Origin of the sequence: Sphingopyxis sp. (assembly GCF_019459305.1) — a bacterium.
In the GTDB taxonomy this organism is placed as follows: Bacteria; Pseudomonadota; Alphaproteobacteria; order Sphingomonadales; family Sphingomonadaceae; genus Sphingopyxis.
Genome location: NZ_JAIBES010000112.1, coordinates 1 through 8,551, shown reverse-complemented (window position 1 = coordinate 8,551; position 8,551 = coordinate 1). Strand labels below are relative to the sequence as shown.

The window sequence follows — 8,551 nt, the reverse complement described above, 5'->3', positions numbered from 1 at the left end:
GACGCGGCCATTGCTTCCCCTTTTCGTTCGCTGCCGGCGGCCATAGGCTATCTGTCGGATGAGGCAAAGCAGACGCTTTGTTCCTGCGATGCAGGACAGCCGCTTTCAGGCAGGCGTCACGAGGCCAGCTATGGCTTACATCAGGCGCGAAGCCGACATTCAAAAAAGGCGGCCTAAAAGGCCGCCAAAGTTGAATGGAGGAGCCCTCCATTTGGGTCGCATCGGGGCGCATACAGGAGGGAAAAAAGCACACCATCGAAATCAGCGTTCCGTAACGGAATTTCGCGAGAGTGATGCATTCGCGCAACACAAAATCGCTTTGACCGGAGCTTTGACACGTATCTTTGCATCGCTGCGCCCCAACCATCATTCAGGACCGTTACAGCAACTCGTCAAGTTACGCACGGAACGGTTCGACTTCGCTCTGCTATCGCAGTTCCCGCTCGACAAGCAGTTTGGTCGCTGGCTTGCGCCGCATCGCCACGATCAACACGCCCAGCATCGCCAGCCCGCCTCCGATGCCCATGCGCATGTCGAAATGGTCATTCGTGATGAGAACGCCCAGCCCGATCGTCGCGAGCGGCGTCATCAAGGTCAGTGGCGCGAGCAAATTCGCCTCATAGCGATCGATAAGATGGTAATAGACGGAATGTGCGCCGACTGAAACGACAAGTGCCGTAAACAGGACTGCGGCCGCAAGCGGCCACCCTGTCGCCATTGCCGAGGTCCATTGCCCATCCTCGAGCAGGAAGGTCGCGAGGGTCAAAACGGTCGCTGAAACCAGCCCGACCCACGCCTGAAAGCGGAACGGCGTGACGCCGTCGACCTGCTTCATCAGCACCGCACCCGCGGCGCCGGCAAATGCGCTGGCTGCGACAAACCAGAGCCCTGTCGAGAGCGACAGTCCGCCGGGCCGCCAGGTTACAATCAAAACGCCAAGAAGCGTCAGCGCGATCCCAAGTCCGCGGCGCCAATGGATGCGCTCACTCAGCACCAGCACAGAGAGCAGCATAGTGAAGGGCACCCCGAGCTGGAGAATGATCGCCGCTTCCGAAGGCGAGACGGTTTGCAGGCCAACGAATAAAAGCGAAAAACTGCCGCCACCCAGACAAAGTGCGATGGCAATAATGCGCCATGTCGGTCGCGGCATCGGCAGTAGCCACGGCCACATAACCAGCGCCACGACAGCAAAACGCAGCGAGGCGTAGAAAAGCGGCGGAATGCCCCAATCGGTCACGATGATCTTGCTCAGGACATTGTTGAAGGCCCAGATCAGACATACGGCGACAAGCAGCAAGAAATCGCGAACGCGCATGGCCCGAGATTAGTCCGCGGCTCGCGCAGCGTGTTCGAGCTTCGCAATCCGCTCCGAACAAATGGCGTGAACGGCCCGCCCGAGTTCCTCGACGCGACCGGCAAGCCAAACCAGCTCTTCTTCGGCGATCCGATAATGTTTCGAGTAGCGGGCCTTCACATAGGCCTCTTTCAGCTTCTCGAAGCGCGCCCGATCAGCCTTGAGATCACGCGGCCACGCATCGACCAGTCGCATATCGATCCGCTCAGCCTGGGTTCGCAGAAACCCGAGGTTGTGAACATGAGGGGTATAAAAGGTGCAAACCAACTGTACGCAGTGATAGAGAAATTCCGCGCTCTGATGAAGATCGAAAGCGGCAGGTTTAAGAAAGCCTTTATCGCGGCCCATTGTTGACAGCTCGAAACGCTGCATCGCTAGCGGAAACCATTCGTCGAAATACTCCCGCGCCATCGCCAGCGCCTGCTCGGGCGTCTTGGGCTTCGGCTTGTGCAATTCCTTGTCGTCATATTCGTAAAGCGCGATACCATCGCGCGCGACGTCCATGAAGAAATAGCGCCCGTGCGCTAGTCCGTCGTTCACTTCCTGCAATGTGTGAACGATGAAGTTGACCGGCGTGTGCAGCGTCTTGTCGATCGCAAGCTCGCGGGTCAGTCGGTCGTCAAGCTTCGCCCAAAAGTCCACCTTGTCGGTCAGGCGTTTGTCGTTGACGATGATCAGCAGATCGAAGTCCGAGCGATAGCCCTTGGCGGTGTGCGGCTCATCGACCCAGCCGCCGCGCGCATAGCTGCCATAGAGGATAATCTTGTCGATCCGGCCTTTTTTCTTCCAGCCCATGGTGCCGAGCGCGATCGCATCCTCGAATTCTTCGAAGATAATCGTCTTCACGCGCTCGAGCTCGCGCTGTTTGTTCGCCGGCAAATGGTCGAGTTCGGTTCGCATGGAAATACCCTGTCGGGCCGGCACACGGTTGGCAAGTTTCAAGCCGCGTCGACAGAGCCGGAATTGACACCAGTTTTGGGGCTTTCTCTCCTCGGCTCCGCGATGTGGCGAGACGGCGAGACGGCGAAGCATTTGACGTTTCTCCCTGTTCCCCGATGGCGCCGGTCCAAAATCCGATTGAACGATTGGACGAAGCTGCGAATATCAAAACGGGCGAATTAACCGGAGAGCGAAAGCGCGCGCATAGATCGCGATGAACTGATTTGCGGCGTACGCCCTGCACTTCTCAAAAAACTTTTCGGCCGCGAAAGCTTCGACACGGTGACGGCGATGGCATATCTGGGGGTTGCGGAACCCCATATCAGCCGGACCCTTGTCGCGCTCGCGCAAGATGGTTGGATCGCATATGCGGGATGCAAAGATCATATCGATTTCTGGCGGACGGTGGAGAAGGCCCATCGCCTTGGCGCGACCCGCCTGATCAAGCGCTTCCCAATCATTGAAGGGTGCCGGATCGCCAGGCAAATCGTCGAGGAAGCCCGCCTGATCAATAGCGACCCATCGTCCTCATGCCGGATCACCGAGGTCATTCTTTTCGGAAGCGTGCTCACGGGCGACGAGGATGGGGATGCCGGCGATATCGACCTGGTCGTGGGAACGGGACGGCGCCCCCTCGGCAAAGAAGAGATGCGCCGGATCACCGATGCCGAAGAGGCGGCGATGCCAAGGCATCTCGGCTTTTTCCGGCGGCTTAACCGCGTCGAGGACCAGCTACGGCGGCGCATCAAAAAGGTCTCGAACAAGATTGCGATTTACGACTATAGCGACCTTGAGATTCTGGGTGCGCCGCACCGTCGCATCTATGCCTATGACGCGGCACGCGAACGCGAGCTGCCGGTCGATACGGCGATCAAGATATTGGAAAAACCGAACGGAACCAGCGAACCGGACGAAACAGAGATGGTCCCATCGGCGCGCGCTGCCACCTTCCGTTCGGACTGGCCGGTCGCGCCCAATGCGCCCGCCGAAAGCGAATTTACGGATATCGCGCAGCTGCTGCGCGCGCAGCATATGTGGGTGACGGGTGCTCCGTTGAATGACATCGCAAAGTCGACGCGAATGTCGGAGGAAACCGCACAGGCTTATCTCGCTAGCCGGCAAGCATTGGGACCCCCGCGACCCACTCCATTCTCCCCTAATTTGAACGCGATGGTCGGTCAGGCGCTCGTATCAGGAAGCATGCACCGGATTGTGACGCGCCTTGTTATGCACCCCGGGCAAAGCCCGTGTGTCGAGACGGAGATCCTTGATACCCAACCCATGCGAAGCTCGTCAACATTCGCCGCTTCTCGCCCGCCCGCCAGATATTCAAGGGCCGATTCGACCTCCTGCCGTTCGTCGAGCCGGCGAATGACGCGGCATCGTCCTGGTTTCAGAAGATGCGGCGGAGCCTTCAGGGTCTCGGTCTCAACCTGTTTACGGTGAATATTCCCGATGCTTCGCCAATGCTCCAGTCCGCGGAAAGTCCGATCGATTTTCAGCCCTTCAAAGCTCCCATGCTGAACCTGCTTCGTAGCCTGCTCCCGTCGCCGCGATCCCGGTACGAGGCGTTCGACCACAACGTCGAAATCAGCCTCGGGCAAAACGTATCGATCGTTCACCGGGTGGGCGACCTCTGGCGATCAGATTCTACCGTACGGCGGGTCAAGAAGGTGCAGGCCCCGAACCTGTGGGACATGGTTCGATCATTCAACGAACGGCACGCTGACGCGCTCGACATTGGCGGCTTCTACACGCTGTTCGTGAACGGAAGCGCGCTCTTGGAAAAAGAAGGTGGGCGCAGCGATGGCTAAACCGATGCGGACCGCGTGACGCGGAACGCTCATAAGATCTCCGGTCCTCGCTGTCTCCCCAACGTCCAGCTTATACCTCCTTCGCCGACAGTGCCGCCGATCATCTTGCTAACCTGGCGGTCGAGAACCGGCCGCCGCGGAACGCCACGTCGGCCCCTTTTCAAACGACAGCTCGACCGGTCCATATATTCCTCCAAACTCGGACGGTCGGCGCTTATATTATGTTACAACATGTTGTCAGGAGCAACTTGGCCAAATCGAACGACCGTGTAACATGATCGGCTCATGCGGCAGCTTTGGAGGGCATCCGATCCGAAGTGGAAGGCATATGGCGAAGCCGTTACCGGCGGCCGGTTGAAAGCCGCGCCGCTCAGACAGACGCTTGCCCGACGGAAAACTTGATCCCTTGGTCGGCACGAAACGCTCTTACGGCGACGTTGAAAACGCCGTCCAAGCGAGACCCTGCTACGTCACCGATGCGCGGTATCGCTCCGATCCGCCGTCTTCTGATGGATACGGCTCTAATTGCCGCAATTACAGCTTTCCGCGGACCCGATCGAATTGCGCCGCTACATGGCGGGCATAGGGGCGACCACAATCGCGGATGATCAGAATATCGGCCTCCCAGCCGATCAGGCCCCGGTCTTCAAAAGCAGCCATCGCGATATGCGTCGCCTCGCTCATCGGCGCGTGGATGCGCGCCCGACCGCTGCAAAGCAGATCGCGAATTATGGTGCCGCGCTCGCGTTCGTCCGCGTCAACAGACACCCCGCGCGTCGCTGTCAGCCGACCTTCGGCGATCAGGTCGCGATAATGCCCCGCGCGTTTTTCGTTCTGGATGATCAGTTCGGGAAATTTGCTGATCGCGCTGGCGCCGAAGCCAAGCAGGATCGACGTGTCGTCGTCGGTAAAGCCCTGAAAGTTGCGGTTCACCCGCCCTTCGCTTGCGGCGATGGCCAGCGGGTCGGTCGGCAGCGCGAAATGGTCGAAGCCGATAGGCACATAGCCTGCTGCGGTTAGACGATTGAACCCCAGTTCCGCCTGTTCGAAACGGAGTTTGTGATCGGGCAGATTGCTGGCGTCGATCCGGCGCTGGCGGGGGATCATCGTGGGCAGATGCGCGTACCCGAACAATGCGATGCGGCTCGGCGCGAGACGTATCGTTTCGTCGAGCGTCGCGTCGAGGTCTCCGAGGCTTTGGCCGGGCAGGCCGTACATCAGGTCGAAATTGATCGCATCAATGCCGCGGAGCCGCAGGCTGGCCATCGCGTTTTCGATATCGGCGAGCGGCTGAACGCGCCCGATCGCCTGCTGGATCTGCGGCGCAAAGGTCTGCACGCCCAGGCTGACCCGCTTGACGGAAGAAGCTGCGAGAACGCGCGCCCAATCCGCGGAGAAACCGCGCGGGTCGATCTCGATCGAAATGTCGGGGTCGCTGGCGTCAAAGACGGTCAGGATGCGGTCGAGCAGGCGCACGAAGTCGACCGGCGCGATGGCATTTGGACTGCCGCCGCCGAACGCGATGCGCTGGACGCGCGCGCGGCCGCCGACGCGCTTGGCGACCATGGTTATTTCGGAACGCAGCGCCGTCAGATAGTCGCTCAGGCGCTGGGTGCGGTTCGCGGCGCCGGTGTTGCAGCCGCAGTACCAGCAAATCTGGTCGCAGAACGGGATGTGGACGTATAGCGAGACGGGAGTCGCGGATGCGATCCGGTCGAGAGCCGCGGCATATTCGTCGGCACCGACATCGTCGCCGAATTCGACCGCGGTCGGGTAGCTGGTATAGCGCGGCACCGGCGTTGCCAGCAGGTCGGGACAATAGCTCCACATGGTGACGGGTTAGGCGGGAGCTGGCGCGATCGCATTGACCCAGATCAACGCGTCAATCAGCAACAGTTTTTCCTGACGCCCAAGGATTTGCCGCGCCGTTCGGTCATCGCGTGACAGGCCTTGGCACACGCCTTCTCGCCCTTCCCGTCGGGCGCGTCCGGTACGACCAGCAGGTGGCGGCCGCCCCCGCAATCGGGGACAATCAGGATGCGAGCATCGACGGCCAGCGGCGTCAACGCAAGAGCGGTACCTGCGGCCAGAGACGCGAAGGCGCGGCCGATCATGGCGACGTCTCCTCTTCATCCTCGACAAAGATGCGCAGCGCCGCGCCGTCGAGGTCGTCGAATTGCCCGCGGCGCAGCGACCAGAAGAAGGCCGCGAGCCCGAGCAGGCCGAGCCCGAGGGCAATCGGGATCAGGACCGCGAGACCGTTCACCGGATCGCCCTTTTCAGCCGCATTGCGTTGCCGACGACAAGCAGCGACGATCCGGACATCGCCAGCGCGGCGACGAGCGGGGTGACGTAGCCGAGGAACGCCAGCGGCACTGCGATGACATTGTAACCGATCGCCAGCGCGAAATTCTGTCGGACGATTGCCTGCGTCCGCCGCGCCATGCGCAACGTAGCGACGATCGGCATCAGCCGGTCGCCGAGAAAGATGCAGTCCGAGGCGTTTTTGCCAACGTCGCTCGCCGAACCCGGCGCCATCGAGGCATGGCCGGCCGCCAGAGCGGGACCGTCGTTGAGGCCATCACCGATCATGAGCACCTTGTGCGTGACGCTCTGGCGCGCGAGCGCGGCGAGCTTATCCTGCGGACTCATCCCGGTTTGCGCGGTCATCCCCAGTTCGCGGGCCACCGGCGCCACCGCTGCGGCGCGGTCACCGCTCAGGATCGACACGTCGATGCCGTCGCTGCGCAGCGCGTCGATTGCGGCGCGCGCATCGGGGCGCAGACGGTCGGCGAAGCGGATCGTGGCGACAAGCGCGCCGTCGATCGATAGCTGGGTTGCCAGCGCGTCGCCCTCGATCGGGTCGCTCGGGCGGCCGAGGGTGACGACGCGATCGCCCCACTTGGCCTCGACGCCAAAGCCCGGCGTCTCACGGATGGTGTGGACATCGGCGCGCGACACGTCGAGCACCTGTAGACCGCGCGTCAGGGCTTCGCTTAGCGGATGGCGGCTGGCCTGTGCCAGCGCCAGCGCCAGTGACTGGACATGGGGGTCGAGGCGTTCGAGATCGCGGGCCTCGGGGCGACCCAGGGTCAGCGTTCCGGTCTTGTCGATCATCGCACGGTCGACTTCGGCCAGCCGTTCGAGCGCCGATCCATCCTTGACAAGCACCCCGACGCGCATCAGTTCGCCCGCCGCGACGATCTGCGCCGCCGGTACCGCCAGCCCGAGCGCGCACGGGCAGGTGATGATCAGCACCGCCACCGCGATGAGCAAGCTGTGGTGCCAGCCCGCGCCGACGATCATCCAGCCGACAAATGCCAGCAACGCCAGCGCGTGGACCGCGGGAGCGTAGAGCCGCGCCGCGCGGTCGGCGATGCGGACGTAATGCGACTTGCCCTGCGCCGCCTCGCCCATCAGGCGCGCGATATCGGCCAGCGCAGTGTCGGCGCCCACCGCGGAGACTTTCACCTCGACGGGCGCGTCGAGATTGAGCGTCCCGGCATGGACGCGGTCGTCGGGACGGACCGACTGCGGCGCGCTCTCGCCAGTGAGCAGCGACAAGTCGAGACGGCTGGATCCGCGGACGACGGCGCCATCGGCCGCTAGCCGCTCACCCGCCGCGACGAGCATCACCATGCCCGGCTCCAGCGCGGTCGCATCGATCCATCGCGTCTTGCCATTGTCGCCGAGCACCATCGCGCCGGTGCCCATATTGCGTAGCAAGGCGGTGATACCGCCGCGGGCGCGGTCGCGCATCACGCTGTCGAGCCAGCGACCGCAGAGCAGGAAAAAGAGCAGCATCACCGCGCCGTCGAAATAGGCGTGCGGGCCGTGCGTCGCGGTTTCATAGAGGCTGAGCGCGCTGGCGAGGAGCACCCCGATACTGATCGGCACATCCATATTGGTCTGGCGATGGCGCAGCGCGCGCCACGCCGAGCGAAAGAACGGCCGACCGGCATAAGCGATCGTTGGCAGCGCGATCATCGCCGACAGCCAGTGGAACAGGTCGCGCGTCGCCCCCGTCGCGCCCGACCACACCGACACCGACAGCAGCATGATGTTCATCATTGCAAAGCCCGCGACCGCAACCGCGCGCAGCAATTCGCGGCTACCCGCCGCAGCGGGATCGGCATCGCCCAGCGCGTCGCCGATCGGATGCGCCTCGAACCCCAAGGTCGTGAACGCGCCGATCAGGTCGGGCATCTCGGCATCGGGAAGGCATGACAGATGCACGCGTTTTTCGGTGAAGTTCACGCGCGCCGAGGCGATGCGGCGATCGCGCACCAGGCCCTGCTCCAGCTTGGCGATACACCCCGCGCAGCGAATGTCGGGAACGGCGAAATCGCGTTCGACCAAAGCGGCTGCGGTCATTGCGGCTCGATCCGGTAGCGCGCCTCGTCCGAGCCCTTGGCGACGCTGATGTCGAGCCGCTGGCGCCCTA

At 62.4% G+C, this 8,551-nt stretch carries 9 protein-coding genes; 2 read left to right on the top strand and 7 right to left on the bottom strand.

The features are described 5' to 3' along the window. Window positions 1-427 precede the first annotated feature (427 nt). A complete protein-coding gene (locus tag K0M74_RS13415) occupies window positions 428-1,315 on the bottom strand; it encodes a DMT family transporter (RefSeq protein WP_293973255.1) in 888 nt (295 codons plus the stop codon). A gap of 9 nt (window positions 1,316-1,324) precedes the next feature. After that, complete coding sequence (locus K0M74_RS13410; RefSeq protein WP_293973252.1) at window positions 1,325-2,254, bottom strand: nucleotidyltransferase; 930 nt, start codon at window positions 2,252-2,254, stop codon at window positions 1,325-1,327. A gap of 330 nt (window positions 2,255-2,584) precedes the next feature. Between K0M74_RS13410 and K0M74_RS13405 the strand changes: the two genes are divergently transcribed. Together K0M74_RS13405 and K0M74_RS13400 are read left to right on the top strand one after the other, a co-directional pair. Next, window positions 2,585-3,739 (top strand): nucleotidyltransferase domain-containing protein, encoded by a 1,155-nt coding sequence (locus K0M74_RS13405; protein ID WP_293973249.1) that lies wholly within the window; start codon window positions 2,585-2,587, stop codon window positions 3,737-3,739. Beyond that, a complete protein-coding gene (locus tag K0M74_RS13400; protein WP_293973246.1) occupies window positions 3,736-4,107 on the top strand; it encodes a hypothetical protein in 372 nt (123 codons plus the stop codon). Before K0M74_RS13405 ends, K0M74_RS13400 begins: the two co-directional genes overlap by 4 nt. Before the next feature lie 29 nt (window positions 4,108-4,136). On the opposite strand, the gene K0M74_RS13395 is transcribed toward K0M74_RS13400, so the two are convergent. The 5 genes from K0M74_RS13395 to K0M74_RS13375 form a co-directional block, all read right to left on the bottom strand. After that, complete coding sequence (locus tag K0M74_RS13395) at window positions 4,137-4,292, bottom strand: DUF3363 domain-containing protein (protein WP_293973243.1); 156 nt, start codon at window positions 4,290-4,292, stop codon at window positions 4,137-4,139. Window positions 4,293-4,641: 349 nt separating this feature from the next. Next, a complete protein-coding gene (hemN, locus tag K0M74_RS13390; protein ID WP_293973240.1) occupies window positions 4,642-5,937 on the bottom strand; it encodes an oxygen-independent coproporphyrinogen III oxidase in 1,296 nt (431 codons plus the stop codon). Window positions 5,938-5,993: 56 nt separating this feature from the next. After that, window positions 5,994-6,221, bottom strand: coding sequence for a hypothetical protein (locus tag K0M74_RS13385; protein ID WP_293973237.1), 228 nt, complete (start codon window positions 6,219-6,221; stop codon window positions 5,994-5,996). Then, window positions 6,218-6,373 (bottom strand): cbb3-type cytochrome oxidase assembly protein CcoS, encoded by a 156-nt coding sequence (gene ccoS, locus K0M74_RS13380; RefSeq protein ID WP_293973234.1) that lies wholly within the window; start codon window positions 6,371-6,373, stop codon window positions 6,218-6,220. Before ccoS ends, K0M74_RS13385 begins: the two co-directional genes overlap by 4 nt. Next, the gene (locus K0M74_RS13375) at window positions 6,370-8,481 is read right to left on the bottom strand and encodes a heavy metal translocating P-type ATPase (protein ID WP_293973231.1); all 2,112 of its coding nucleotides are present in this window, start codon (window positions 8,479-8,481) and stop codon (window positions 6,370-6,372) included. Before K0M74_RS13375 ends, ccoS begins: the two co-directional genes overlap by 4 nt. Window positions 8,482-8,551: the final 70 nt, after the last annotated feature.

What these genes read in the sequence shown, in the direction of transcription:
- K0M74_RS13415 (WP_293973255.1), bottom strand. Translation starts at nt 1,315, where the DNA reads ATGCGCGTTCGCGATTTCTTGCTGCTTGTCGCCGTATGTCTGATCTGG.
- K0M74_RS13410 (WP_293973252.1), bottom strand. Translation starts at nt 2,254, where the DNA reads ATGCGAACCGAACTCGACCATTTGCCGGCGAACAAACAGCGCGAGCTC.
- K0M74_RS13405 (WP_293973249.1), top strand. Translation starts at nt 2,585, where the DNA reads ATGGCATATCTGGGGGTTGCGGAACCCCATATCAGCCGGACCCTTGTC.
- K0M74_RS13395 (WP_293973243.1), bottom strand. Translation starts at nt 4,292, where the DNA reads ATGGACCGGTCGAGCTGTCGTTTGAAAAGGGGCCGACGTGGCGTTCCG.
- hemN (WP_293973240.1), bottom strand. Translation starts at nt 5,937, where the DNA reads ATGTGGAGCTATTGTCCCGACCTGCTGGCAACGCCGGTGCCGCGCTAT.
- K0M74_RS13385 (WP_293973237.1), bottom strand. Translation starts at nt 6,221, where the DNA reads ATGATCGGCCGCGCCTTCGCGTCTCTGGCCGCAGGTACCGCTCTTGCG.
- K0M74_RS13375 (WP_293973231.1), bottom strand. Translation starts at nt 8,481, where the DNA reads ATGACCGCAGCCGCTTTGGTCGAACGCGATTTCGCCGTTCCCGACATT.